Here is a 25,688-nt window from a genome sequence, read left to right as displayed (position 1 = left end):
CCGTCGGTTGCCGGGGACCCCTGCGCTCAGCCGGTCCGCTCGCCCGGGGTGAAGTAGCTGCGCGCGGCCGGAAGGAGGAGCACCGCGGCGATTGCGGCGGTGCACAGTTCGGGGAGGTACCGGTACGTCACGGCCGGCCCTGGTGATGCCCCATGACCTCGTGGGCCAGCCTGATCAGGTCCGGGATCCGCGGGTGCCCCGGGCCGTCGCGCCAGGCGATGACGACGGGGACGGGCGGGGCGTCGGTCAGGGGGACGTAGGCCATGGCCGGGTGCGGGTGCATATCGGCGGTGGCGGAGGTGGTGACGCCCACGGCGCGGCCGCCGGTGATGGCGGCCAGCCAGTCGTCGGTGTTGCCGATGGTGATCGTGGAAGCGGGGCGGGCCGAGGGCGGCCACAGGTCGAGGGAGGTGATCCCGGAGACGGTGTTGACGGCGATGGTGCGGTCGGCCAGATCGGCGAGGGAGAGGGCGGTGCGGTCGGCGAGCGGGTCGTCGGCGGGCAGTCCGGCCACTCGGGGCTCGGTGGTCAGCCGCTCGGTGATCAGGCCCGGGGCGAGGACCTCGCCGCGGAGCAGGGCCGCGTCCACCTCGCCGCGGGCGAGACCGGCCGTGCGGTCGTCGATGCGGAGGAGTTCGAGCGGGGTCGCCGGGTGCTCCTCGTGCCAGCGGCGGAGCAGCGCGGTGGTGTCCGTACCGGCGCCCGCCCAGGCATGGCCCAGCCGCAGCGGCCAGCCGGTGTGGTGGGCGTAGCCGAGCGCCCGGTCGAAGGCGGCCACCGCGACCGCGGCCCGGTCACGGAAGGACAGGCCGTCGGGGGTGAGCGCGAGGTGATGGGTGGAGCGGTCGACGAGGCGGACGCCCAGCGCCTGCTCCAGCTGGCGCAGGGTGCGGGAGACGGCGGGCTGGGTCAGATGCAGCCGCTCGGCGGCACGGGTGATGCTGAGGGTGTCGGCGATGGCGAGAAAGCAGCGGAAATGACGCAGCTCGATGCTCATGCGTGCGGAGCATAACAACAGGGGAAAAGGCATTTCACGGACCGGAAGGGCGGGCCGTAGCGTGGTGGCGTGAATGCTTCGCCCGAGAGCCCCGATGGCGGGACCCCCGCCACCCCTGCCCCTCCCGTCCACACCATGCCCGCCGATCACGGCGGGCTGCCGCATCCCATACCGTCCTCGCCCGAGGTGCTGACGGCGGAGGCGCAGGCCGGGACCGCCGGTGCGGCGGGTGCGCGCGGGCGGATCGGGTCGGTGGCGCTGGTCATCGGCGGGATCGTCTCGCTGCAGTTCGGCGCTTCGGTGGCGGTGCTGCTCTTCCCGCGGGCCGGTGCGCTGGGCGTCGTCACGCTACGGCTGGTCGTCGCCTCGCTGGTGCTGCTGCTCGTGTGCCGTCCCAAGGTCCGTGGCCATGCGCGGGGCGACTGGGCCACGGTGCTGGCCTTCGGCATCGCACTGGCCGGCATGAACTCGCTCTTCTACGAGGCGATCGACCGCATTCCGCTGGGCGCGGCGGTCACCCTGGAGTTCCTCGGCCCGCTGATCCTTTCGGTGGCGACCTCCCGCAGGCTGCTGAGCCTGGTGTGGGCATCGCTGGCGCTGGGCGGTGTGGTGCTGCTGGGGCGCGAGGGGTTCGACGGGCTCAATCTGGCCGGAGCCGGGTTCGCGCTGGCGGCCGGCGGGCTGTGGGCCGCCTACATCCTGCTCTCCGCCCGTACGGGCCAGCGCTTCCCGCAGGCGGACGGACTGGCGCTGGCGATGACCGTAGCGGCGCTGCTCAGCCTGCCGCTCGGCATCGTCAGCGCGGGCTCCGCCCTGCTGAACCCGGTCACGCTGGGGCTGGGCGCCGCGGTCGCCCTGATGTCGTCCGTCCTGCCCTACACCCTGGAACTGCTCGCCCTGCGCAAGCTCCCGGCCTCCGGCTTCGCGGTGATGATGAGCCTGGAGCCGGCCGCCGCGGCCACCGCCGGATTCCTCGTACTGCACCAGGCATTGGGCTGGGCCGAGGTGCTGGCGATCGGGCTGGTCGTGATCGCGAGTGTGGGGGCGGTACGGAGCGCGGCGGCCCACGGCTGAGCTACGGGCCGCCCGCGGCCGCCCGTTAGGGGTAGCACTCCTTGGGCGGGTGCACCGGGGAGGCGAAGTGCCCGGAGTGGACCCATGACGTCGGCATGGAGTTGTACAGCCGGTACCAGAGCCGCCCGGAGGGTGTCTTGGTGGTCTGGCACTGGATCCGCACGGGGGTGCCCTGCCGGTACGTCCGGAAGCGGTGGGCGTCGGAGGAGGGCTTGGCATAGATGGGGGCGCCGTGGACGCTGGCGACCACCATGGTCTTGTACCGGGCAGCCACCGGGGCGGCCGTCGACTCGGCCGATAACGGGGTGGCGGTTGCCGCGCCGCCGCAGGCGACGAGGAGGGCGACGGCCGCCGCCCCGACCCCGGCTGCGCGCCGCTTCGGGATGATGCGCATCTTCAGACCTTCCGTAGATGACATGGCGTCATCCGCGGTGCCTCCCATGACGTGTTGCCATGTCAGCCCCCGCGGACGGCACTGATCAAGCCTCTGTCGCCGGGTGCGGCGGATGCATCCTCCTCAAGCAGCAAGCGCCTGCACCATCCGCAGTAGGACCGCTGAGGAAAAAATCATGCAGGCGTGCTTGATTGTTTCTGGTCGCGCTGCCACGCTCGGAGCGCACCCGCACCCGCACCACACCGCACCCGTACGGCCGCAGCACTCCGCCGCGGCCGTCGCCGTTTGTCAACGCGCCCCGTTGCCCCGGCAGTTGGGTGGATGAGGGGAGTGTCGCGTGTCCGATCCCGGCGCCGTACTGGCGGATCTCAGGGCGGAGAGCGAGGAGCTGGACGCACTGGTCGCCGGGCTGCCGGCCGAGCGCTGGGCGGCCCCGACGCCCGCCGCGGGTTGGACGGTTGCCCATCAGATCGCCCACCTGGCCTGGACCGACCGGCAGGCGCTGCTCTCGGCCACCGACCCGGACGGGTTCGCGCGGGCCGCGCAGGAGGCGCTCGCCGCACCGCTCACCTTCGTCGACGAGGCCGCCGAAGCCGGTGCGCGCACACCGCCCGCCGAGCTGCTCGCGGACTGGCGGGCCGGGCGGGAGGCGCTGCAGCGCGCGCTGGCGGAGCGGCCCGAGGGCGGGAAACTGCCTTGGTACGGCCCGCCGATGAGCGTGGCGTCGATGGCCACCGCGCGGCTGATGGAGACCTGGGCGCACGGGCAGGACATCGCCGATGCGCTGGGTGCCGTACGACCTCCCACCGCACGGCTGCGGCATATCGCCCGGATCGGGGTCCGGACCCGCAACTTCGCCTATGCGACGCATCAACTCACCCCGCCGGACGAGGAGTTCCGGGTCGAGCTGCGGGCGCCCGACGGCACGGTGTGGGAGTACGGGCCGCCGGACGCCGCACAGCGGGTGACCGGTGAGGCGCTGGAGTTCTGTCTGCTGGTGACCCAGCGGGCGCACCGGGCCGATCTGCCGTCCGTACGGGCCGAAGGGGCCGACGCGGAACGGTGGCTGGAGATCGCGCAGGCCTTCGCGGGCCCCCCGGGGAAGGGCCGGGAGCCGTCCGGGAAGGCCGCCACCTCATGAGCGACGGCCGCACCATGAGCGGTAGCCACACCTCAGACTCCGCAGAGGACACCGGCCCCATACGCCCCACACACCCCGTACGCCCCATCGGCGCCGACCCCGCCCTCCTCCGCATCGGCAATGCCTCCGGCTTCTACGGCGACCGCTTCGACGCGCTGCGCGAGATGCTCACCGGCGGGCCACTGGATGTGCTGACCGGCGACTACCTCGCCGAGCTGACCATGCTGATCCTCGGCCGGGACCGGCTGAAGGACCCCACCCGCGGATACGCCAGGACCTTTCTGCGGCAGCTGGAGGACGGCCTAGGGCTGGCCGTCGAACGCGGGGTGCGGATCGTCACCAACGCGGGCGGGCTGAACCCGGCCGGACTCGCCGACGCCGTACGGGAGTTGGCGGACAAGGCCGGTGTGCCCGTGCGTGTGGCGCATGTGGAGGGCGATGATCTGCTGGCGCGCGGAGGGTGGGGCGAGGGGGTGCTGACCGCCAACGCCTACCTGGGCGGCGGGGGCATCGCCGCCTGTCTGCGGGCCGGGGCCGATGTGGTGGTCACCGGGCGGGTCACCGATGCCGCGCTGGTCAGCGGCGCGGCCCAGGCCCACTTCGGCTGGCGGCCCGAGGATCTGGACCAGCTGGCCGGTGCGGTGGTCGCCGGGCATGTCCTCGAATGCGGCACCCAGGCCACCGGCGGCAACTACTCCTTCTTCGACGGCCATGACCTGCTGCGGCCCGGCTTCCCGCTCGCCGAGATCGCCGCCGACGGCAGCTCGGTGATCACCAAACACCCGGGCACCGGCGGCGCGGTCACCACCGGCACGGTCACCGCCCAGCTGCTGTACGAGACGGCCGGGGCCCGCTATGCCGGGCCGGACGTCACCGCGCGGCTGGACACCGTACGGCTGACGGAGGAGGCGCCGGACCGGGTCCGGATCGACGGGGTGCGGGGCGAGGCGCCGCCGCCCACCCTCAAGACCGGGCTGACCCGCCTCGGCGGCTGGCGCAACGAGGTCACCTTCGTCCTGACCGGGCTGGACGTGGCGGCCAAGGCCGCGCTGGTCCGCCGGCAGATGGAGGCGGCCCTCGACGCGGCGGAGCACCGCCCGGCCGAGGTGCGCTGGACGCTGGCCCGTACCGACCGGGAGGACGCGGACGTCCAGGAGGAGGCGAGCGCACTGCTGCGGCTGGTGGTGCGGGACCCCGACCAGGACGCGGTGGGCCGGGTGGTCAGTGGCGCCGCGGTCGAGCTGGCGCTGGCCAGCTACCCGGGCTTCCATGTCACCGCGCCGCCCGGCAAGGGCACCCCGTACGGGGTCTTCGAGGCGGTGGCGGTCGACGCGGCCGGGGTGCCGCATGTCGCCGTACTGCCGGACGGCACCCGGATCAGCAGTCAACACGCGCCCAGCACACAGGAGTTGGTGCGGCTGCCCGACCCACCGCTCCCCGAGCCGCTGCCCGCCGGGGCCAACCGGCGCGGCCCCCTCGGCCAGGTGGCCGGAGCCCGCAGCGGCGACAAGGGCGGCTCGGCGAACGTCGGGGTATGGGCCCGCACCGACCGGGCCTGGCGCTGGCTGGCGCACGAGCTGACCGTCGAGCGGTTCCGGCAGCTGCTGCCCGAGACCGCCGAACTGCCGGTCGACCGGCACGTACTGCCGAATCTGCGGGCGCTCAACTTCGTCGTCGACGGGCTGCTCGGCGAGGGCGTCGCCGCGCAGACCCGCTTCGATCCCCAGGCCAAGGCCGTGGGGGAGTGGCTGCGTTCGCGGCACATGGACATACCGGAGGTGTTGTGGTGACCGTGCTCGGAACCGGGCTCGATCCGTCGGGCGCCGAGTACGCGGAGCGTCGTACGGCGATGCTCGCGAAGCTGGCGGAGATCGAGGCCGAACACGCCAAGGCGACCGAGGGCGGCGGGGAGAAGTACGTCGCCCGGCACCGCAAGCGCGGCAAACTGCTGGCCCGGGAGCGGATCGAGCTGCTCGTCGACCCCGACACCCCGTTCCTGGAGCTGTCGCCGCTCGCCGCCTGGGGCAGCGACTACCAGGTCGGCGCCTCGCTGGTCACCGGCATCGGCACGGTCGCGGGCGTGGAGTGCGTGATCACCGCCAACGATCCGACGGTACGCGGCGGTGCAAGCAACCCCTGGACGCTGAAGAAGTCGCTGCGGGCCAACGAGATCGCCTTCGCCAACCGCCTCCCGGTGATCTCCCTCGTCGAGTCCGGCGGCGCCGACCTGCCCAGCCAGAAGGAGATCTTCATCCCGGGCGGGGCGCTGTTCAGGGACCTCACCCGGCTGTCCGCGGCCGGTATCCCGACCGTCGCCGTGGTCTTCGGCAACTCGACCGCGGGCGGCGCCTACGTCCCCGGCATGTCCGACCACGTGATCATGGTCAAGGAGCGCGCCAAGGTGTTCCTGGGCGGCCCGCCGCTGGTGAAGATGGCGACCGGCGAGGAGAGCGACGACGAGTCGCTGGGCGGCGCCGAGATGCACGCCCGCACCTCCGGGCTCGCGGACCACTTCGCGGTGGACGAGCCGGACGCGCTGCGCCAGGCCCGGCGCGTGGTCGCCCGCCTCAACCGGCACAAGGCACAGCCCGATCCGGGCCCGGCCGCACCGCCCAAGTACGACGAGGAGGAGCTGCTGGGCATCGTCCCGGGCGACCTCAAGGCGCCGTTCGACCCCCGCGAGGTCATCGCCCGGATCGTGGACGGCTCGGACTTCGACGAGTTCAAACCGCTCTACGGGCCGAGCCTGACGACCGGCTGGGCCGAGCTGCACGGCTACCCGGTCGGCGTCCTCGCCAACGCCCAGGGCGTCCTGTTCAGCGCCGAGTCCCAGAAGGCCGCCCAGTTCATCCAGCTGGCCAACCAGCGCGACATCCCCCTCCTGTTCCTCCACAACACCACCGGCTACATGGTCGGCAAGGAGTACGAGCAGGGCGGCATCATCAAACACGGCGCGATGATGATCAACGCGGTGTCGAACTCGAAGGTCCCGCACCTCTCCGTCCTCATGGGCGCCTCCTACGGTGCAGGCCACTACGGCATGTGCGGCCGCGCCTTCGACCCCCGTTTCCTGTTCGCCTGGCCGAGCGCCAAGTCCGCCGTCATGGGACCGCAGCAGCTCGCCGGGGTGCTCTCGATCGTCGCCCGCGCGTCGGCGGCGGCCAAGGGACAGCCGTACGACGACGAGGCCGACGCCGGGCTGCGCGCGATGGTCGAGCAGCAGATCGAGTCGGAGTCGCTGCCGATGTTCCTGTCCGGGCGGCTCTACGACGACGGCGTCATCGACCCGCGCGACACCCGAACCGTCCTCGGCCTGTGTCTGTCCGCCCTCCACAACGCCCCCGTCGAGGGCGCGCGGGGCGGCTTCGGCGTCTTCCGGATGTGAGGCAGAAGTGATCCGTTCCGTACTCGTCGCCAACCGTGGCGAAATAGCCCGGCGGGTCTTCCGCACGTGCCGTGAACTGGGCATCGCAACCGTCGCCGTGCACTCGGACGCGGACGCCGGAGCCCCGCACGTACGGGAGGCCGACACCGCCGTACGGCTCCCGGGCGACGCCCCCGCCGACACCTACCTGCGCGGCGATCTGCTGGTGCGGGCCGCACGAGCCGCCGGCGCCGACGCGGTCCACCCCGGCTACGGCTTTCTCTCCGAGAACGCCGGATTCGCCACGGCGGTGGCCGAAGCGGGCCTGGCCTGGATCGGGCCGCCACCCGCCGCCATCGAGGCCATGGCCTCCAAGACGCGGGCCAAGGAGCTGATGGACCGGGCCGGGGTGCCGCTGCTGGCCCCCGTCGACCCCGGACAGGCCACCGAGGCCGATCTGCCGCTGCTGGTGAAGGCGGCGGCCGGCGGCGGCGGCCGCGGTATGCGCGTGGTCTCTGAACTATCCGCTCTCGAAGGGGAGTTGAAGGCAGCCGCGGTCGAGGCGACATCCGCCTTCGGCGACGGCGAGGTGTTCGTCGAGCCCTACGTCGTCGGCGGACGCCATGTCGAGGTGCAGATCCTCGCCGACGGCCACGGGACCGTCTGGACCCTCGGTACCCGCGACTGCTCCCTCCAGCGCCGCCACCAGAAGGTCATCGAGGAGGCCCCGGCCCCCGGGCTGTCCGAGGAACTGCGGGCCACCCTGCACCGGGCCGCGGACCGGGCGGCCCGCGCCATCGGCTACCGGGGCGCCGGCACCGTGGAGTTCCTGGTCGACCGCACCGGGCGGGCGTTCTTCCTGGAGATGAACACCCGCCTCCAGGTCGAACACCCGGTCACCGAGGCCGTTTACCGCCTCGACCTGGTCGCCCTCCAGCTGAGCATCGCCGAAGGCCGCCCTCTGGACCCCGAACCACCGCGGCCCCACGGGCACGCCGTGGAGGCACGGCTCTACGCGGAGGACCCGGCGGCCGGCTGGCAGCCGCAGACCGGCACCCTGCACCGGCTCGCGCTGCCCGACGGCGTCCGGCTGGACTCCGGTGTGACCGACGGCGACACCATCGGCGTCCACTACGACCCGATGCTCGCCAAGGTCATCGCCTGGGCACCGAGCCGCGACGAGGCCGTACGGAAACTGGCCGGCGCCCTGGAGCGGGCCGCCCTCCACGGCCCCGTCACCAACCGCGACCTGCTCGTCCGCTCCCTGCGCCACCCGGAGTTCACCGACCCCGGCGCGCTGGACACCGGCTTCTACGACCGCCACCTCGCCGAGCTGACCGAGGCCGGCACCGACGGGGCACCCGTCTTCGCGCTCGCCGCCGCCCTCGCCGACGCACACGGCCGCTCCCGCTTCGGCGGCTTCCGCAACGTCCCCTCAGGACCCCAGGTCAAGACCTACGCCTGCGGGGCCACCGAGCACACCATCCGCTACCGGCTCGGCCGGGACGGACTACGGGCCGAGGACTTCCCCGGCGTACGCCTGCTCGCCCTCGGCCCGGACGAGGTCGTGCTCGAAATCGACGGACTACGGCGGCAGTTCGCGATCGCCCGTTACGGCGACCGCGTCCATGTCGACGCCCCACCGGCCCCGGGCGGGACCACCGCACCCACCTCCCACGCCTTCACCGCACTGCCCCGCTTCCCCGACCCCACCGCCCGTACGGAGCCCGGCTCCCTCCTGGCGCCGATGCCCGGCACGGTCGTACGGATCGCGGCGGGCCTCACCGAGGGCGACCCGGTCGAGGCCGGCCAGCCGCTGCTGTGGCTGGAGGCCATGAAGATGGAACACAAGATCACCGCCCCCTCCGCAGGCACCCTCACCACACTCCCCGTCCACCCGGGCCAGCAGGTAGAAGTAGGCACCCTCCTGGCCGTCGTCACGGACTGACGGCACCACCCCCGGGGCTTTGACAGCTCCCCCCACCGGGGTGGGGCCCGCCACGAGACGCGAGGTGTCGGGGCCGGATGGGCGGGGTGTGGGACGTAAAGCGCAGCAGTCCCACACCCCGCCCCGGAGGCCCCGACACCGCACCACCCACACACCTGGGCCCCACCCCCCAAACCCTCTCCACCGCCGAAGGCGGGAACGGCGCCGCGCTCGGCAACGCAACCGGAACCGACGACCCCCGAGGAGACCCCATGGGCACCCCGACCATCGAATCCGAGGAACACCGCGCCCTGCGTGCGGCGGTAGCCGCCCTAGGCAACCGCTACGGCCGCGAATACTTCGCCCGAGTCGTGGCCGAGGGCGCACACACCGACGAACTCTGGGCGGAGGCCGCCAAACTCGGCTACCTCGGCGTCAACCTCCCCGAGGAGCACGGCGGCGGAGGCGGCGGCATCGTCGAACTCTCCATCGTCCTGGAGGAGTTGGGTGCCGCCGGCTGTCCACTCCTGATGCTGGTCGTCTCGCCCGCCATCTGCGGTACGGTCCTCGCCCGGTTCGGTACCGAGGAGCAGAAGCGCACCTGGCTGCCGGGCCTGGCCGACGGCTCCCGCAAGATGGCCTTCGGCATCACCGAACCGGACGCCGGCTCCAACTCGCACCGCATCACGACCACCGCCCGCAAGGACGGCGGGGACTGGGTCCTCAACGGCCGCAAGGTCTTCATCTCGGGCGTCGACATCGCCGACGCCACCCTGATCGTCGGCCGCACCGAGGACGCCCGCACCGGCCGCCTCAAGCCCTGCCTGTTCATCGTGCCGCGCGACACCCCCGGCTTCGGCCGCAGCCCCATCGCGATGGAACTGTCCGCGCCGGAGAAGCAGTTCGAGCTGACCCTGGACGAGGTGCGGCTGCCCGCCGAGGCGCTGGTCGGTGACGAGGACGCCGGGCTGCTCCAGCTGTTCGCCGGGCTCAACCCGGAGCGGATCATGACCGCCGCCTTCGCCCTCGGCATGGGCCGCTACGCCCTCGGCCGGGCCGTCGATTACGCCCGCACCCGCCAGGTGTGGAAGGAGCCCATCGGCACCCACCAGTCCCTCGCCCACCCGCTCGCGCAGGCCCATATCGAGCTGGAGCTCGCCCGGCTGATGATGCAGAAGGCCGCGCATCTCTACGACGCGGGCGACGACATGGGCGCGGGCGAGGCCGCCAACATGGCCAAGTACGCGGCGGCCGAGGCCGCGGTGCACGCCGTCGACCAGGCCGTCCACACCCTCGGCGGCAACGGCCTCACCCAGGAGTACGGCCTCGCCTCGATGATCACCGCCGCCCGGGTGGCGAGGATCGCGCCGGTCAGCCGCGAGATGATCCTCAACTTTGTCTCGCACCAGTCCCTGGGGCTGCCCAAGTCGTACTGAGGACGGGATGCTGACCGTGCCGGCCGGGCGGCCCGTCCCGGCCGGAGGGGCGGCTCCGCACCCGCCCCGCCCGCCGTACCTCCGCGAAGGGAAGGCCCAGGCATGGTGTTCCACGTGTTCCACAGCGAGTACGCCGACGTCGCGCCCGTAGAGCTGCCGATCCATGAGGCCGTCCTCGGGCGGGCGGCGGAGTACGGCGACCGGCCCGCACTGATCGACGGCCTCGACGGCACCGTCGTCAGCTATGCCGAACTGGACCGCCTCAGCCGCCGGATCGCGGCCGGCCTGGCAGCGTCCGGGGTCCGCAAGGGCGACGTGCTGGCCCTGCACAGCCCGAACACCGTGCTCTTCCCGGCCGTGTTCCACGCCGCCTCGCGCTGCGGGGCGGCGGTCACCACCGTCCATCCGCTCGCCACCGAGGGCGAGTTCACCAAACAGCTCCAGGACTCCGGGGCCCGCTGGATCGTGACCGTGTCGGCGCTGCTGGACACCGCCCGCACCGCCGCACAGCAGACCGGCGGTGTCGCCGAGATCCTCGTCTGCGACCGGGCCGCCGGCCACCGCTCCGTCCTCGACCTGGCGGCCTGCACAGGACCGGAACCGTCCGTCACCCTCGACCCGGCCCACGACCTGGCCGTACTGCCCTACTCCTCCGGCACCACCGGCACCCCCAAGGGCGTGATGCTCACCCACCGCAGCATCGCCACCAACCTCGCCCAGCTCGCCCCACTGGTCTCCAACGGGCCCGACGACCGGGTGCTGGCCGTGCTGCCGTTCTTCCACATCTACGGGCTGACCGCCCTGATGAACGCCCCGCTGCGCAACGGCGCCACCGTCGTCGTCCTGCCCCGCTTCGACCTGAAGCAATTCCTCGCCACCATCGAGCAGCACCGCATCACGGCCGTCTACGTGGCACCCCCGATCGTCCTCGCCCTCGCCAAACACCCCCTGGTCGCCGACTACGACCTCTCCTCCCTGCGCTACCTGGTCTCCGCCGCGGCACCCCTGGACGCCGAACTGGCGGCGGCCTGCTCCCGCCGGCTCGGCCTCCCGCCGGTGCTCCAGGCGTACGGCATGACCGAGTTGTCCCCAGGCACCCACTGCGTCCCCCTCGACACTCCGAACCCGCCGCCGGGCGCCGTCGGCAAGCTGATCCCCAACACCGAGATGCGCCTGGTGTCCCTGGAGACCGGCGAGGACGTGGGGCCCGGGGAGAGCGGCGAGATCCTCATCCGCGGGCCCCAGGTCATGAAGGGCTATCTGGGACGGCCCGCCGAGACCGACGCGATGATCGACCCCGAGGGCTGGCTGCACACCGGCGACATCGGGCGGACCGACGGCGGCTGGCTCCATGTCGTCGACCGCGTCAAGGAGTTGATCAAGTACAAGGGCTACCAGATCGCCCCCGCCGACCTCGAAGCACTGCTGCTCGGCCATGACGCGATCGCCGACGCCGCGGTCATCGGCGTCCGGGACGAGGACGGCAACGAGGTGCCCAAGGCGTTCGTGGTGCGGCAGCGGGGGGCCCGGCTGAGCGAGGACGAGGTGATCGCGTACGTTGCCGGACAGGTCGCCCCGTACAAGAAGGTGCGCCGCGTGGAATTCCTGGCCAGCGTGCCGCGCGCCACCACCGGAAAGATCCTGCGGCGCGAACTGCGCGCCAGGGAAAGGAGCTCGACGCCCCGATGACCGACGCACCCGCGACACCCCTCGTCCCGCGCTCCCACGAGCACGGCATCACCACCCTCACCCTGAACTCCCCGCACAACCGCAACGCCCTCTCCACCCGCCTGGTCGCCGAACTGCACCAGGCGCTCGCGGACGCCGCGGCCGACGACGCCACCCGCGCCGTCGTGCTCACCCACACCGGCGGCACGTTCTGCGCCGGCGCGGACCTCTCCGAGGCCACCTCCGGCACGGCGAAGGACGGCCCGCTGGGTCTGGCCAAGCTGCTGCGCGCCCTCGTGGCGCTGCCCAAACCGGTCGTCGCCCGGGTCACCGGACACGTCCGGGCCGGCGGTCTGGGTCTGCTCGGCGCCTGCGACATCTCCGCGGCCGGACCGGACGCCACGTTCGCCTTCACCGAGGCCCGGCTCGGCCTCGCCCCCGCCGTCATCTCGCTGCCGCTGCTGCCCCGGCTGGACCCGCGGGCCGCCGGCCGCTACTACCTGACCGGCGAGAAGTTCAACGCCGCCGAGGCGGCCAGGATCGGCCTGGTCACCCTCGCCGCCGACGACGTCGACACCGGCCTCGCGCCCGTACTGGACGGCCTGCGCAAGGGCTCACCGCAGGGCCTGGCCGAGTCGAAGAAGCTGGTCACCGCCCCGGTGCTGGCCGCCTTCGACCGCGACACCGAGGCGCTCGCCGAACAGTCCGCGCGGCTCTTCGGCTCCGCGGAGGCCCGCGAGGGCATGACCGCCTTCCTGGAACGACGGGCCCCGGCATGGGCGCGCTGACCCCCGCCCGCGGCCCCAAGCAGCCCCAGCAGGAACGCAGCCGCGCCACCCGGCTCAAACTGCTGGAGGCCGCGGTCTCCTGCCTGGCGGAGCGCGGCTGGAGCGGCAGCACGGTCGCGGTGGTCGCCGAGCGGGCCGGCGTCTCCCGGGGCGCCGCCCAGCACCACTTCCGTACCCGCGAGGACCTGTTCACGGCGGCCGTCGAACATGTCGCGGAGAAGCGCCAGGGCGCCGTCAAGGCGGTCGCCCACAACTTGCCGCCGGCCGGCTCCGTCGCCCGCACCTGGGTCATCGTCGAGGAACTCGTCGGCCTCTACACGGGACCGCTGTTCCGCGCCGCGCTGCATCTGTGGGTGGCCGCCTCCGACGAGGACCAGCTGCGTGACCGGGTCACCGCCCTGGAGGCCCGCGTCGGCCGGGAGGCCCACCGCACGGCGGTGGCGCTGCTCGACGCGGATGAGGCGGTGGCCGGTGTCCGCGAGACCGTCCAGGGCCTGCTCGACATGGCCCGTGGCCTGGGCCTCGCGAATCTCCTCACGGACGATTCGGCCCGCCGGGCCAAGGTTGTCGAAGAGTGGGCGAAGATCATCGACGCGATGCTTCGCCCTGAGCGCTAGTGCGCCCTCCCCGCGTTTTCGGCTTTCCCGCCGTGGGGGCTTGGCCCCGTTGCGGGTCCGCTGCGCGGGGCGTGGGCTCGGTGATGCTTGCGGGTGCCCCGCCGTTGCGCCTGCGGCGGGCTGGGTGGGTGTCGGGTGCGGTGACGGGCCTCCGGGGCCTGGTGTGTGGACTGCTTCGCTTTACGTCCACACACCAGGCCCCTCCGGCCCGTCCCCTCCCGTTGGGGGAGTGAGTACAGGTGGGTGGGGGCGGGCGTCCGTAGGCGGCGCTTTCACTCCTGCTTCGCGAGGAGCACATGACCACCGGCGGGCACTCCCACCAGCCGTTTTTCCCACCCCTCCACGGGAGGGGACGGGCCGGAGCGGGTGGGGGTGTCCGGACGTAAAGCGAAGCAGTCCGGACACCCCCACCCGCGGAGGCCCGTCACCGCACCCCGACAGCCCCGCGCAGCGGACCCGCCCGCCGCCAGGCGCAACGGTGAACAACCCCCACGGCGGGAAAGGCGAAAACGTGGGAAGCCTGCTTACCGCGCCGCGAGGCCGTCGTACCCGTCGATCTCCCGCGGGCTGCGCGTACGGGGCCCCACATACCGGGCCGACGGCCGGACCAGTCGGCCCGTCCGCTTCTGTTCCAGGATGTGCGCGCTCCACCCCGCCGTGCGGGCACACGTGAACATCGAGGTGAACATGTGGGCCGGGACCTCGGCGAAGTCCAGGACGATGGCGGCCCAGAATTCGACGTTGGTGGCCAGCACGCGGTCCGGGCGGCGGCTGCGCAGTTCGTGGAGTGCGGCCTTCTCCAGGGCCTCGGCGACCTCGAAGCGGGGGGCGCCCAGTTCCTGGGCGGTCCGCCGCAGCACCCGCGCACGGGGGTCCTCGGCGCGGTAGACACGGTGGCCGAAGCCCATCAGCCGGCCGCCCTTGTCCAGCGCCTGCCGGACGTAGGCCGAGGCGTCGCCGGTCCGCTCGACGTCCTCGATCATGCCGAGGACGCGGGAGGGGGCGCCGCCGTGCAGCGGACCGGACATCGCGCCGACCGCGCCGGACAGCGCCGCCGCCACATCCGCGCCGGTGGAGGCGATGGCGCGGGCGGTGAAGGTGGAGGGGTTCATGCCGTGCTCGGCGGCCGAGGTCCAGTAGGCGTCGACGGCCTTGACGTGCTGGGGGTCGGGCTCGCCGCGCCAGCGCTTCATGAAGCGCTCCACGATGGTGTCCGCCTTGTCGATCTCCTTCTGCGGCACCATCGGCAGGCCAGGGCCGCGCGCCGACTGGGCCACGTACGACAGCGCCATCACCGCGGCGCGGGCGAGGTCGTCACGGGCCGTCTGCTCGTCGATGTCCAGGAGCGGCTTCAGGCCCCATACGGGCGCGAGCATGGCGAGCGCCGACTGCACATCGACCCGGATGTCACCGGAGTGCACCGGGATCGGGAAGGGCTCCGCGGGCGGCAGGCCGGGGTTGAACGCGCCGTCGACCAGCAGTCCCCAGACGTTTCCGAAGGACACCTTCCCGACGAGATCTTCGATGTCGACACCGCGGTAGCGGAGCGAACCGCCTTCCTTGTCCGGCTCGGCGATCTCCGTCTCGAACGCGATGATTCCTTCGAGCCCGGGTACGAAGTCGGACATCAGGCAGCTCCTCAAGATGGGGACGGCAAGCGGTCCGTGACCGGCTGCCGTGCGGTCGAGTCTCTGGTGTGCGGTGCCGGTGCGGTTCCGCGGCTGCGCCGGCAGCTCGCGGTCCGTACCGGTCACCCCGGTGATGCCCCGCCAGGGGGTGGGTCACGCGACGGTCTTGTCCGCGGTGGTCGGTCCGCGGGCGGCCAGGTGCGCTGTGGTGCGCCCCTTCAGGCCGGACGGACACGATAGCTCTCCGCGCCCGGGGTCCACAGGGGGCCTGCCCCTGATTGTGGCGGGTCCCTCACCTGCGGGGAGTCGTGCGACCCGCACACCGGTCGATCTGCCGACGGGAGGGTTACGGCCGGTCGACGAGGGGCAGACTTCCGCCCCTCCCGGCTGACCGCGTCCGACAGGGTGTTGCAAGATGAGGCCGTGCACCCAGCCGACGCGCCTCATGCCGAGACCCCCGATCCCTCTTCCATGCGCGCCCACTACCGCGCCGAGGGACTCGTCGAGTCCGACCTTGCCGCCAGCCCGTACGACCAGTTCGCGCGCTGGTTCAAGGACGCGACGGTGGCCGGTCTGCACGAGCCGAACGCGATGGTCGTCTCGACGGTGGACCCGGCGGGCCGGCCGAGCTCACGGACCGTGCTCCTGAAGGCGTTCGACGACCGCGGCTTTGTGTTCTTCACGAACTACAACAGCCGGAAGGGCCGTGAACTGGCCGAGAATCCGGCCATCTCGCTGCTGTTCCCCTGGCACCCCCTCGCCCGTCAGGTCGTGGTGACCGGCACCGCGGAGCGCATCGGCCGTGACGAGACCGCCGCCTACTTCCGCACCCGTCCGCACGGCTCCCAGCTGGGAGCCTGGGCCAGCGACCAGTCCGCACGGGTCGGCTCGCGCGAGGAACTGGAGCGCGCCTACGAGGAATTGGCGGCCCGCTACCCGGAGGGCGAGCAGGTGCCGGCGCCGCCGCACTGGGGCGGCTACCGGATCGCCGCCGAGACGATCGAATTCTGGCAGGGCCGGCTCAACCGGCTGCACGACCGGCTGCGGTATGTGCGGGAGGGCGACGCCTGGAGCGTGGAGCGGCTGGCGCCCTGAGGACGGGGGCGGCGGGGCCGGTGCCCCGTCGCCGGGCCGCGGGTCATCCGCCGTACGCAGACGCAGACGACCCGCGGGCTGTTTCCTCCGCGCTCGATGGCGCGAAGGGCCGGTCGGACGAACCGGCAGCCCGCGGGTCGGGTGACTGCTTGGGATTGGCCGGCTGCGCATCTGCAGTATGCGCTGGTCCGGCGCTGCACTTCGGTGAAGCGACGGGCCGCTAGCCCGCAGCCACCTCACGCGTCCGGTGCGAAATCATTGGCCGAACCACCTCCCTTCTCGTGTGCTCCACAGATTAGGAAGCCGTCCGGCCGCACACAAGGGAATTTCCCGTTAGCAACGATTTCCGCGAATCGGGTGTGTGCTGTGTCACGTTCCAGTTGAATGTTCCCAGGTGGAGCATGTGTGGCCGCGTTCATAAGGGGTGCCAGTGACTGCTTCGTCAGCTTCTTCCGCCGCGTCGGCCTCGGCGCGCTGCGCCGCCGACGAGACCGATGACTCGGGTCTGCTCGCCGCGCTCCTGGACGGTATGGACGCCGCCCTGGCCGCCTTCGCCGCGGACGGCACGGTCACCCACTGGAACCACGAAGCCGAGCGCATCCTGGGCTGGACCACCGCCGAGGCCGTCGGCCGTACGGGCCTGACCGGCTGGGCGGTCCGCAAGGAGGACGCCGACGGGATCGAGGCCGCGCTGGCGGCCGCCATGCGCTCCCCGGGCCGCCAGGTCCATGAGTTCGCCCTGCTGACCAAGGACGGCCACCGCGTCCTCGTCCGCACCCAGTCCTCCGCGGTCCGCGCCCCCGGCGGCCGGGTCGTGGGCGTCTACTGCGCCTTCAGCGAGGTGCACACCCAAATGGACCTGGAGCGGTCCATCGCGCTCAGCGAGGCGCTGTTCGAGGACGCGTCGTGGGGCGTGGTGCTGATCGACGCCGATCTGCGGCCCGCGGTCGTCAACGCGCACGCCGCCCGCGCCCTGGGCGTGGGGCGCACGGCCCTGCTGGGCCGCCCCCTGGGCGAGCTGCTGGCGCAGGGCGTCGAGGAGCTGGAGTGCGCCCTGCAGCACGTCCTCGCCGAGGGCGCGCCGCCGGCCGCCGCCGAGCTGTGGGTGACGCTGCGCTCCGCGGAGGCCGAGGTGCCGCGCCGGTGCTGGCGCAGCGGTTTCGTCCGGCTGGCCTCCCCGCTGGCGGAGGAGCCGGTACCGCTGGGCGTGGCCTGGCTCTTCCAGGACGTCACGGACGCCAAGCGCGCCGAGCAGGAGAGCTCCCTGCTGCGCTTCCGTGCCCAGCAGCTGCACCGGGCGGGCCGGGCGGCCGCGGAGTGCCCGGACCCGGCCGGGGCCGCCGCGGTCCACCTCGACTTCGCGCTGGCGGGCTTTGCCGACCACGGTCTGGTCGATCTCGCCACGACGCCCGCGCCGGCCCCGTTCGGGGCGGTCGCCGAGGGCGATGGGTTCGATGCGTACGACGTGGAGGGCGCGTACGGGGCGGAGGGTGCGGCGGGCGCCGGGGGCGGGGCCGAACCGTCGTCCGGTGCCGGGGGCGCCGCCGTCACCGGGGCGGGGGCCGGGCGCCGTGCGCGAGCGGGCGCGCCCCGTCTGGTGCGGACCCTGGTGTCTCCGGCCGGTTCCCCCGGGCCGTCCGAGACGTTGGCGGCGGCCGGCATTCCCGCGCCGTATGTGCCGGGCCATCCGGCGCTCCAGGCGTACGAGCGGCGCGGTTCGGTGCGTACCAGCGCCGGGCCCGCCTCGCCCGAGGGCTGGGCGGCCGCCCGTAATTGGCCGGACGGCACCGTGCACGGGCTGTGTGTGGTGCTGTGCAGCCGCGGCCGCAGGCTCGGCGTCGCGACCTTTCTGCGGGCGCCCGCGCGCCGCCCGTTCGACCGCGCGGACGCGGACTACGCGGAGGAGGTCGCGGCGCGGATCGCCGCGTCCCTGGACCTCGCGGGCGCGGCCGCGCGCTGAGGGCGCCGGCCGCTCACTGCCGGTAGAAGATCCGGTCCGCGTACGCGCCCATCACCCGGGCGTTCCAGTCGTGCCCGCTGTCGACGTTGCCGGAGCGCAGGAGCGGCGGGTCGATGCCCCGCTCGGCGAGCGTGCCCGCGGCCGTCGCCACCACGGCCTGCATGATCGCGCTGGTGACGACCGTGGAGGCGGGGGCGAACGGCGCGTCGATGCCCGGCAGCGTCAGCTCCGCGTCGCCGACCGGGATGCGGCTGTCCAGCACGAGATCGCAGTGGTCCCTCAGGAAGCCCCCGGAGGCGTGCCGGGAGGTGGTCGCGTCCGCGTACGCCACCGACGTCACGCCGATGACCTTGATGCCGAGGGCGCGGGCGTGCAGGGCCATCTCGACGGGCAGCGCATTGCGCCCGGAGAGCGAGATGATCACCAGCACATCGCCCGGCTCCAGCGGGCTGGTGTCCAGGACGGCCGCGGCCAGCCCGTCGACCCGCTCCAGCGCGCTGCCGAGGGTCGCCGGCCGCACGTCCACGCCGACCACGCCCGGGACGGACAGCAGATTCATGATTGCCAGCCCGCCCGCGCGGTAGACCGTGTCCTGGGCGGGGAGCGAGGAGTGCCCGGCACCGAAGGAGAAGACCCGGCCGCCCGCCGCGACGGTGTCCGCGATCAGCGCACCGGCCGCGGTGATCCGGTCGCCCTCCTCGTCGCGGACCTGCTGCAGCAGGTCGATCGCGGCGTCGAAGTACTTCCCGGCCAGCCGGTCGCTCCGGTCGCTCTCAGCCATGGCCGCGGGCCCCTCTCGTCGGATCTCGGCGTATCTGATCAGTGGCGCGGATCACGTTGCGGTCTGGACCAGTGCCCTGTCAATACGGCTGAGAGGGTCCGGCGAATGGACGAGGCGGCACCGTTGTCAGTGGGATGCGTCAGAATTGAGTCCAGGGCCACCGCACCACACATCGAGGGGCACGCATGTCCGGACTGATCGACACCACGGAGATGTATCTCCGCACCATCCTCGAGCTGGAAGAGGAGGGTGTGGTGCCCATGCGCGCCCGCATCGCGGAGCGGCTCGAACAGAGCGGCCCGACGGTGAGCCAGACGGTGGCGCGCATGGAGCGAGACGGTCTGCTGCAGGTCGCGGGCGACCGGCATCTGGAGCTGACGGAGGAGGGCCGGCGGCTGGCGACGCGGGTGATGCGCAAGCACCGCCTCGCCGAGTGCCTGCTCGTCGACGTCATCGGGCTCGAATGGGAGCAGGTCCACGCCGAGGCGTGTCGCTGGGAGCATGTGATGAGCGAGGCGGTCGAGCGCCGCGTCGTGGAACTGCTGCGGCACCCCACGGAGTCCCCGTACGGCAACCCCATCCCGGGGCTGGAGGAGCTGGGCGAGAAGGCCGGGGGCGACCCGTTCCTGGACGCAGGCATGGTGAGCCTGATGGATCTGGACGCCGGGGCCGACGGGAAGACGGCCGTGGTGCGCCGGATCGGTGAGCCGATCCAGGCGGACGCCCAGCTGATGTACACCCTGCGGCGGGCCGGTGTGCAGCCGGGCGCGGTGGTGAGCGTGACGGAGTCGCCGGCCGGGGTGCTGGTCGGCAGCAGCGGCGAGGCCGCCGAGCTGGACTCCGAGATCGCCTCGCATGTCTTCGTGGCCAAGCGCTGAAAGCAGTTTCGGCTGTTTTCTTTTTCGCACTCCCGTCCGTACGTCGCTTCCGAGCCCGCTGAGCTGCGCTGACGCGCTGTTCGGCGGGCTCGGCAAGTTCTTTCCCGCTGAACGGACTTGTGCGAATCCGTGCGATACGGCCGGTCTCGTGCCACCCTGACGCATGGCCATGCATCGGCCTGTCCTGGCCAGGGAGGGGGCTTGGATGCATCCACTTGCTCGGGAGACAGTCAGGGCCCCGGCGCTGCGAGCAGCCGGGGCCCTGCCTCCCCATGTCCCCCACCCAAGACCCGGAGCCCCGAGCTCCCAGGGTCTGTCCCCACGGGCCCCCTTCCCGGTAGGGCCCGCCTCCCGGCAGATGTCTCCCCGTGGCGGACGCGGCCAATCCTTGAGCGAGGTCACTCGAACGAGGGGTGTTCCGCGTCGGAACGGTGCGTTCGAATAGGGGTTCGATAGTGTGGAGCTGCTCAAGGGACGATTGGGGGTGCCAGGGCACATGGTGCGGCGCATCGATGTAGCAGGGGCCGACGGCGTGCGTCTCGCCGCCTGGGAGTTCACCGACCCGCCCAAGATCGGCGGCGGGCTGGAGGAGGGCGAGCAGCGGCCGGGCGTGCTGCTGCTCCATGGCCTGATGGGGCGCGCCTCGCACTGGGCGGCCACCGCACGCCGCCTGAGCGCCCGTCACCGCCCGGTCGCGCTGGACCAGCGGGGCCACGGGCGCAGCGAGAAGCCCGCCGAGGGGCCGTATGACCGCGAGGCGTATGTCGATGACGCCATCGCCGCCATCGAGCAGCTCGGCCTCGCCCCGGTCGCCCTCGTCGGGCATGCCATGGGCGCCCTGACGGCGTGGCAGTTAGCGTCCCGGCGCCCGGATCTGGTCAGTGCGCTGGTCATCTGCGATATGCGGGCGTCGGCGCTCGGCGCGGCCTCGCAGCGCGAATGGACCGAGTGGTTCCGGTCCTGGCCGGTGCCGTTCGCCACCCTCGCGGATGTCCGTAAGTGGTTCGGCGAGGACGATCCGACCCTGGAGCGGCCCAGACCCGCCCGCGGGGAGTTCTTCGCCGAGGTGATGGCCGAGCGCGCCGACGGCTGGCGGCCCGTCTTCTCCCGCCGGCAGATGCTCAGCGCCCGTGAGACCTGGGTCCATGACGCTCATTGGGAAGAGCTCGCCCAGGTGCCGTGCCCGGCCCTCGTGGTCCGCGGCCTCGATGCCGAACTCGGCCGCGCCGAGGCCCAGGAGATGGTCCGGGTCCTGCCCCGCGGTGCCTACGCCGAGATCCCCGACGCCGGGCATCTGCTCCCGTGGGAGCAGCCCGACGCCTGGTGCGCCGCCATCGAACCGTTTCTCCAGGCGGCCACGGTGCCGAAGTAGAAGCCCTCTGCCGTGCGCCAGGGCTCCCGAGGGCCTGGCGCACGGCATCCGGCATGCCGTCGGCTCAGCCGGCGTTGTCGAACTTCCAGATCAGCGGGGAGCTGCCCTCGCCGGTCCAGTGGACCTCCACGGACTTCGCGCCCTTGGGGATCATGTAGGTCTGGCAGATGGTGTGGCTCTGCCCCGTCTTCCAGTTCTCGATGTCGATGGTGTCCTCGCAGCCCGGACCGTCCTCGGCGGCACCGATGAGCAGACCGCCGCGCTGTCCGTCCGCGTAGATCTCGGACTCGTCGGCCACGTCGGGCGATTCCTTGACGACACCGCCGCCCTTGTTCGTGTACTTCACCCATGCGGTGGCGGCCACCAGGCCCTTTGCCCGCTTCGGGTCCGAGACCAGCTTCTTGGTCTCGGCCTCGGTGCTCACCTTCACCTTCTGTGCGGCGACCTCATAGGTGATGGTTCCGTCCTCTTCCTTGAACTTCCCCGTACCGCCCTGACCGGACTTCAGTTCACCGCCGCCCGCCGGGGCCGACGAGCTCTTTTCCGTCTTGGGTGCGTCGTTCTCGGTGGTGGTGGTGCTCTTCTTGTTGCCGCCACAGGCGGTCAGTGCCAGCGCCAGTACGGCAACGGGCGCGGCGGCGCGCAGCAAAGCGGTCTTCTTGTGCAGCACAACGTTCTCCTAGCAGGCGTTCTCCCCCGTCGCACAACACAGTTCCCCATGTGTTCTGCGAACGGCTGTGTGAGCGGAGCATAGGAGCGGGCTTTCGGATTTGTCGAAACATTGCCGTGAACAGGAATCGGGACCGCCCTTGGTGATTCGCGTGAAATTCCCGAAAAAGCTGGGGTGTTCCCCTGAGCGTTTGTCCAATTGGCGGTGAATTCCATGTGATTGCTGTGCCGCATCAATTGACGGAATCTTCCAAGTGGGGGACGGAATTTTCCGAGTGGGGCGCGTCACAGGGGGGCACGGGGCACGGCGGCATGGGGGAACGAGACGGCACGGGGTATGGGGTGGGCGCGGGCCGACGGGCCGACGGGCCGACGGGACGGCGGGAGTTGCCTGCATGTCACGTCGGCGGAGCGGGGGGGCAGGGCCCGAAGCCGTGTGCCGGTCAGTCCTGTGTGCGGGTGAAGTCGCCGCGCTGGACCCGCCCGGCGAGGGAGTCGGCGGCGCCGCTCAGCAGTGAGCCGTAGCCGGTGGCCGCCCAGAGGCTGTCCTCGGCGGGGACCTCGAAGTACGGCACCGGACGGCCGTCCCGCCGGTCGGTCAGCACCTCCGGGGCACGCCGGGTGCGTACCGCCCGCAGACAGGTCTCGCAGGCGGCCACCCGCAGCTGCTCGCGCCGGCCCAGCGGCCGCCAGGGTATGCGGCGGACGGCCGGGCCGTGCAGGGGGTGGAAGAAGCACAGCGGGAGCGCGGCCGTGGCCGCGGAGAGGGAGGCCCGGCCCTCGGCGACCAGCGCGAACACCCCTGCCAGGTCCGGGACTCCACGCGCCCGGTCCAGGACCGTGCCGGCCGCGGCATAGGCGTCGAGCGCCCGCTCGACGGCTGCCGGGGCGCCCTGTGCGGTGCGCGCCTCCTCGCCCAGCCGTACGACCTCCTCGGCGGCACGGTCACGCAGCCCCGCCTCGTCCGCCTGCCGGGCGGCGGCGAAGACCGAGCGCGGCAGCGCGAACGGCGTCGAGAGGTCCCGCAGCCGCGACCGCCGCCGCAGCAACAGCCCGACCGCGGCCAGCAACAGCACCGGCCCGACGACGAGGGACAGGAGCCGTACGACGGGGGAGCCGTGCGCGGACGGGGCCTTCGCGCCCGCGCCCGCGCCGTCCGCCGTGTCCTGCGTGGGCTTCGGGGCGCCGAGACCGGCGGTGGCCCGCGCGTACACCGTGTCGCCGTTGCCGGCCTCGATGATGTCGATCGCACGGGCGACCCGCTTCGCCGGCCCCGCGCCCTTCATGTCCTTCTGGAAGAAGACCGCCGCGGCGGCGTGGAACGCCTGATGCGTGCCCGAGGGCCACTCGCGGGCGGAGATGTCATCGGGGTAGTTCCCGAGCGTGATGAGGATGGACGGGCCGCCGCCCATCCGGTCATGGACCACCTCGGCGAGCTGCTCCGGTTTGCCGCCCCAGCTGTCGCCCTCGACCAGCGGCACCAGCGCCACCCGGATCGGCAGCCGGCTCCGCCGGATCCGCGCGGCCAGCTCCCGCTGCTGTTCCGTGTCGACGGCGGAGGCGAGGGACGGGTCGACATGGACGGGGGAGCGGCGCAGCGCATCGGCGATTTTCTGCCCCGGGCTCTCGGCGGCCACACTCGGCGCCGCGGTGCCGCACAGCAGCGCGACGGACGCGGCGCCGAGGGCGACGGCCCGGCGCAGCCGGCGGGCGATGGCGGAGGCCTGCCGCGGACCGGCGGGGTGGAGGAGGTCAGTGCACACCGAAGTACTCCCGTACATCGAGGGTGAGTTGATCGATTCCGGTGCCGTCGCCGAGCGCCGCCAGCGGTCCCGTCAGAGTGGGGTACGGGGCATACGCGCCGCGTCCGCCGCTCCCCGGGGAGCGCAGCCGCAACACCGGGCCGGGCGCCACCCGGCACGCCTCGCACACCGGCAACGACCGTGCCGCGCCGCCGGAGGGCCGTCCAGGCGCGCGTCTGCGGGCCGCGCCGTGCAGCGGATTGCGATGGCAGACATACCGCGCGGCGGCCGGTTCCTCGATCGCGGTCCGTCCGGCGCGGGCCAGCACCATGGCGCAGGTGAGGCCGACGGGCGTGGCATCGGCGTCGATCCGGCCGTCGCTGTCGCCGTCGACCAGCAGCGCCGCGGCGTCCAGGCACTCCCAGGCCCTGCGCCGGGCCTCCTCGGGTATCGAAGCCGAGGCCTCCAGGGCGGCGGTGAGGGCATCGAGATCCTGCCGGGCGGTGCGCCGCAGCCACGACAGCGTGGGCCGGTCCGGCGCTGCGGGGACCGCGGCGCCACCCGCTCCCCGGCCCGCCGGTCTCCCGCGTCGGACCAGCCGGCGGGCGAGAGCACGGGCCGACGCGACCAGCCCGAAGACCAGACCCGCGGCGAAGGTGCCGAGGACCATCCCGGCCTCGAAGTCCCCGGTGAACAGACCGGGCAGCGCCTTCTCCTCGACGGGGTCGGCGGCGGGTGGCGGGTCATAGGGCCTGCCGCCCGTCCTGGCCCGTGGGGCCTTGTCGACATACGTCAGCAGCTCGTCCAGATGACGGCCGAGCTGCTCCTCGGCCGGCCCGGTGTAGGCGAGGTCGCGCGGACGGTCGACGAGGTAGCTGTCGTCGATGCGGGTGCTGTAGTTGACGAGTTCGATGACGCCGGTCGCAGGGTCGGCGAGCACCATGAGGACATCGCGGTGCAGCCGGTCGTGCACCTGCTTGGCCAGCAGCTCCGTGCTGCCCCCGGACTCGTCGTCCGGCGGGGTGGGCACGGCGGCGATCACCACCGGAACGTCCAGCTCCCGCAGCCGCTTGCGGAGGTGGGCGCGCTCGGTGCCGTCCAGCGTGGACCGGCTCTCCGGGTCGAGGTAGAGCGGGTCGCGGCGCAGTCCGGCGGACACCCGGTCGATCCGGGCCCGCATATCGGCGGCCGTGGGACGGGAGCCGTCACCACTGGTCGTGTCGTCGAAGATCTGGGAGGCGGTGAAGGCGACCAGCCCGCCCAGCACGGCGGCACCCAGCATCAGGGGCAGCAGCCGCTCGCGGGGGAACGGTCCGGGCCCGCCTCCCGGTTGCTGCCGGCCGCTCCCCGTCGTGCCGCCACCGGCCGTCCTGCCCCCGCCCTGCGGACCGCCGCGCGCACCAGGTACCCGCACCGGTCCGCCCGCTGCCGCGGCCCGCCCCACCCGGCGCCGCTGCAGGGCATGGACCGTCACCAGCAGCACGCTCAGCGGAATGCCGAGGACGGCGATGCCCGTCACAAAGCTCTGGTTCTCGCGCTCGGTGGTGTCGGTGTGCAGACCGGGGGGTTCGTCGGTCCCGCCGTCGTCGTATGCGGCGCGCGCCTCCTCGGCGCGCTCATGCGCCTCCCCCGAGGTGACCACATCGACGAAGTGCCGGAACACCTCGCGGGGAGTGGCGTCGTACGGCACCGCGTACACCGCTTCCGTGACCGCGTCCGCCGTGCCGGGCAGGTCCACACCGTAGGTCTGCGCCGCTTCCAGGCCGGTGTCGCTCAGGGCGACATACAGGCCCTTGCGCCCCAGCCGGTCGTGGACTCCGGCGAGCAGGCCGTCCGCCGCGGTGCCGTAGGAGGCGTGCGGCAGGACCATGACGTACGTCGGCACGCCCAGCCGCCGGGCCTCCCGGGCGAAAGCGGGCGCGGTCGACCGGGGGACCTCGCGGGGGATCTGGTCGCTGACGTGGACCGGGCTCTTGCGGAGCTGCTCGGCGAGGTACGCGAACTGCGTCGGGTTGTCGGGTGCGTGGGGACCGGCCGGTGCCGCCTGCACCGCCCCGGCGCAGAACAGCACCGTCAACCAGCCCGTCACCAGCACCAATCCGGCGCGCGGCACCGCCCCCACCACCCTTCGTCCAGGTCGTGGATGACGCTACCGCC

The 25,688-nt window shown here is 72.8% G+C and carries 20 protein-coding genes; 13 read left to right on the top strand and 7 right to left on the bottom strand.

From position 1 onward, the window contains the following. Positions 1–127: 127 nt before the first annotated feature. Positions 128–997 (bottom strand): LysR family transcriptional regulator, encoded by an 870-nt coding sequence (locus STRNI_RS17515; RefSeq protein WP_277411566.1) that lies wholly within the window; start codon positions 995–997, stop codon positions 128–130. Positions 998–1,132: 135 nt separating this feature from the next. On the opposite strand from STRNI_RS17515, the gene STRNI_RS17510 reads away from it, so the two are divergent. After that, positions 1,133–2,071: an EamA family transporter gene (locus tag STRNI_RS17510; protein ID WP_229838719.1), complete on the top strand. Its 939-nt coding sequence runs from the start codon at positions 1,133–1,135 to the stop codon at positions 2,069–2,071. A gap of 25 nt (positions 2,072–2,096) precedes the next feature. On the opposite strand, the gene STRNI_RS17505 is transcribed toward STRNI_RS17510, so the two are convergent. After that, positions 2,097–2,489, bottom strand: a complete 393-nt coding sequence (locus STRNI_RS17505) for a hypothetical protein (RefSeq protein WP_266450606.1) — start codon at positions 2,487–2,489, stop codon at positions 2,097–2,099. 313 nt (positions 2,490–2,802) lie between these two features. On the opposite strand from STRNI_RS17505, the gene STRNI_RS17500 reads away from it, so the two are divergent. The 8 genes from STRNI_RS17500 to STRNI_RS17465 all read left to right on the top strand — a co-directional run bounded on the left by STRNI_RS17500 (position 2,803) and on the right by STRNI_RS17465 (position 13,406). Further along, a complete protein-coding gene (locus STRNI_RS17500) occupies positions 2,803–3,606 on the top strand; it encodes a TIGR03084 family metal-binding protein (RefSeq protein WP_159486715.1) in 804 nt (267 codons plus the stop codon). Further along, entirely contained in the window at positions 3,603–5,396 is a 1,794-nt protein-coding gene (locus STRNI_RS17495; RefSeq protein WP_277411565.1) for an acyclic terpene utilization AtuA family protein, read from the top strand. The genes STRNI_RS17500 and STRNI_RS17495 overlap by 4 nt, the downstream gene beginning before the upstream one ends. Next, positions 5,393–6,991, top strand: coding sequence for an acyl-CoA carboxylase subunit beta (locus tag STRNI_RS17490; protein WP_277411564.1), 1,599 nt, complete (start codon positions 5,393–5,395; stop codon positions 6,989–6,991). The genes STRNI_RS17495 and STRNI_RS17490 overlap by 4 nt, the downstream gene beginning before the upstream one ends. 7 nt (positions 6,992–6,998) lie before the next feature. Beyond that, the gene (locus tag STRNI_RS17485) at positions 6,999–8,918 is read left to right on the top strand and encodes an acetyl/propionyl/methylcrotonyl-CoA carboxylase subunit alpha (RefSeq protein WP_277411563.1); all 1,920 of its coding nucleotides are present in this window, start codon (positions 6,999–7,001) and stop codon (positions 8,916–8,918) included. 251 nt (positions 8,919–9,169) lie between these two features. Beyond that, positions 9,170–10,333: an acyl-CoA dehydrogenase family protein gene (locus tag STRNI_RS17480; protein ID WP_159486709.1), complete on the top strand. Its 1,164-nt coding sequence runs from the start codon at positions 9,170–9,172 to the stop codon at positions 10,331–10,333. A 102-nt stretch (positions 10,334–10,435) separates the two neighbouring features. After that, complete coding sequence (locus STRNI_RS17475; RefSeq protein ID WP_277411562.1) at positions 10,436–12,022, top strand: 4-coumarate--CoA ligase family protein; 1,587 nt, start codon at positions 10,436–10,438, stop codon at positions 12,020–12,022. Next, positions 12,019–12,789, top strand: coding sequence for an enoyl-CoA hydratase family protein (locus STRNI_RS17470; RefSeq protein WP_277411561.1), 771 nt, complete (start codon positions 12,019–12,021; stop codon positions 12,787–12,789). Before STRNI_RS17475 ends, STRNI_RS17470 begins: the two co-directional genes overlap by 4 nt. Continuing rightward, a complete protein-coding gene (locus STRNI_RS17465) occupies positions 12,777–13,406 on the top strand; it encodes a TetR/AcrR family transcriptional regulator (protein ID WP_018089638.1) in 630 nt (209 codons plus the stop codon). Before STRNI_RS17470 ends, STRNI_RS17465 begins: the two co-directional genes overlap by 13 nt. Positions 13,407–13,930: 524 nt before the next feature. On the opposite strand, the gene STRNI_RS17460 is transcribed toward STRNI_RS17465, so the two are convergent. After that, the gene (locus STRNI_RS17460; RefSeq protein WP_174876347.1) at positions 13,931–15,034 is read right to left on the bottom strand and encodes a citrate synthase 2; all 1,104 of its coding nucleotides are present in this window, start codon (positions 15,032–15,034) and stop codon (positions 13,931–13,933) included. A 471-nt stretch (positions 15,035–15,505) separates the two neighbouring features. Between STRNI_RS17460 and pdxH the strand changes: the two genes are divergently transcribed. Together pdxH and STRNI_RS17450 are read left to right on the top strand one after the other, a co-directional pair. After that, entirely contained in the window at positions 15,506–16,129 is a 624-nt protein-coding gene (gene pdxH, locus STRNI_RS17455) for a pyridoxamine 5'-phosphate oxidase (RefSeq protein WP_018089636.1), read from the top strand. A gap of 430 nt (positions 16,130–16,559) precedes the next feature. Further along, on the top strand, positions 16,560–18,089 hold the full coding sequence (locus STRNI_RS17450; RefSeq protein WP_266445681.1) for a PAS domain-containing protein: 1,530 nt from the start codon (positions 16,560–16,562) through the stop codon (positions 18,087–18,089). Between the two features lie 13 nt (positions 18,090–18,102). On the opposite strand, the gene STRNI_RS17445 is transcribed toward STRNI_RS17450, so the two are convergent. After that, positions 18,103–18,870, bottom strand: a complete 768-nt coding sequence (locus STRNI_RS17445; protein ID WP_266445683.1) for an SIS domain-containing protein — start codon at positions 18,868–18,870, stop codon at positions 18,103–18,105. A 185-nt stretch (positions 18,871–19,055) separates the two neighbouring features. On the opposite strand from STRNI_RS17445, the gene STRNI_RS17440 reads away from it, so the two are divergent. Next, positions 19,056–19,748, top strand: a complete 693-nt coding sequence (locus STRNI_RS17440; protein WP_018089633.1) for an iron-dependent transcriptional repressor DtxR — start codon at positions 19,056–19,058, stop codon at positions 19,746–19,748. 496 nt (positions 19,749–20,244) lie between these two features. Next, complete coding sequence (locus STRNI_RS17435) at positions 20,245–21,120, top strand: alpha/beta fold hydrolase (protein ID WP_109892016.1); 876 nt, start codon at positions 20,245–20,247, stop codon at positions 21,118–21,120. Positions 21,121–21,184: 64 nt separating this feature from the next. Here the strand turns inward: STRNI_RS17435 and STRNI_RS17430 are convergent, their stop codons facing one another. The 3 genes from STRNI_RS17430 to STRNI_RS17420 form a co-directional block, all read right to left on the bottom strand. Continuing rightward, complete coding sequence (locus tag STRNI_RS17430; RefSeq protein ID WP_187413198.1) at positions 21,185–21,790, bottom strand: hypothetical protein; 606 nt, start codon at positions 21,788–21,790, stop codon at positions 21,185–21,187. Between the two features lie 442 nt (positions 21,791–22,232). Continuing rightward, positions 22,233–23,552, bottom strand: coding sequence for a hypothetical protein (locus tag STRNI_RS17425; RefSeq protein ID WP_277411560.1), 1,320 nt, complete (start codon positions 23,550–23,552; stop codon positions 22,233–22,235). Then, entirely contained in the window at positions 23,542–25,644 is a 2,103-nt protein-coding gene (locus STRNI_RS17420; RefSeq protein WP_277411559.1) for a hypothetical protein, read from the bottom strand. Before STRNI_RS17420 ends, STRNI_RS17425 begins: the two co-directional genes overlap by 11 nt. Positions 25,645–25,688: the final 44 nt, after the last annotated feature.

This window comes from Streptomyces nigrescens (genome assembly GCF_027626975.1).
In the GTDB taxonomy this organism is placed as follows: domain Bacteria; phylum Actinomycetota; class Actinomycetes; order Streptomycetales; family Streptomycetaceae; genus Streptomyces; species Streptomyces nigrescens.
The sequence above is the reverse complement of the archived record's forward strand: the minus strand, read 5'-3'. Positions and strand labels throughout refer to the sequence as shown.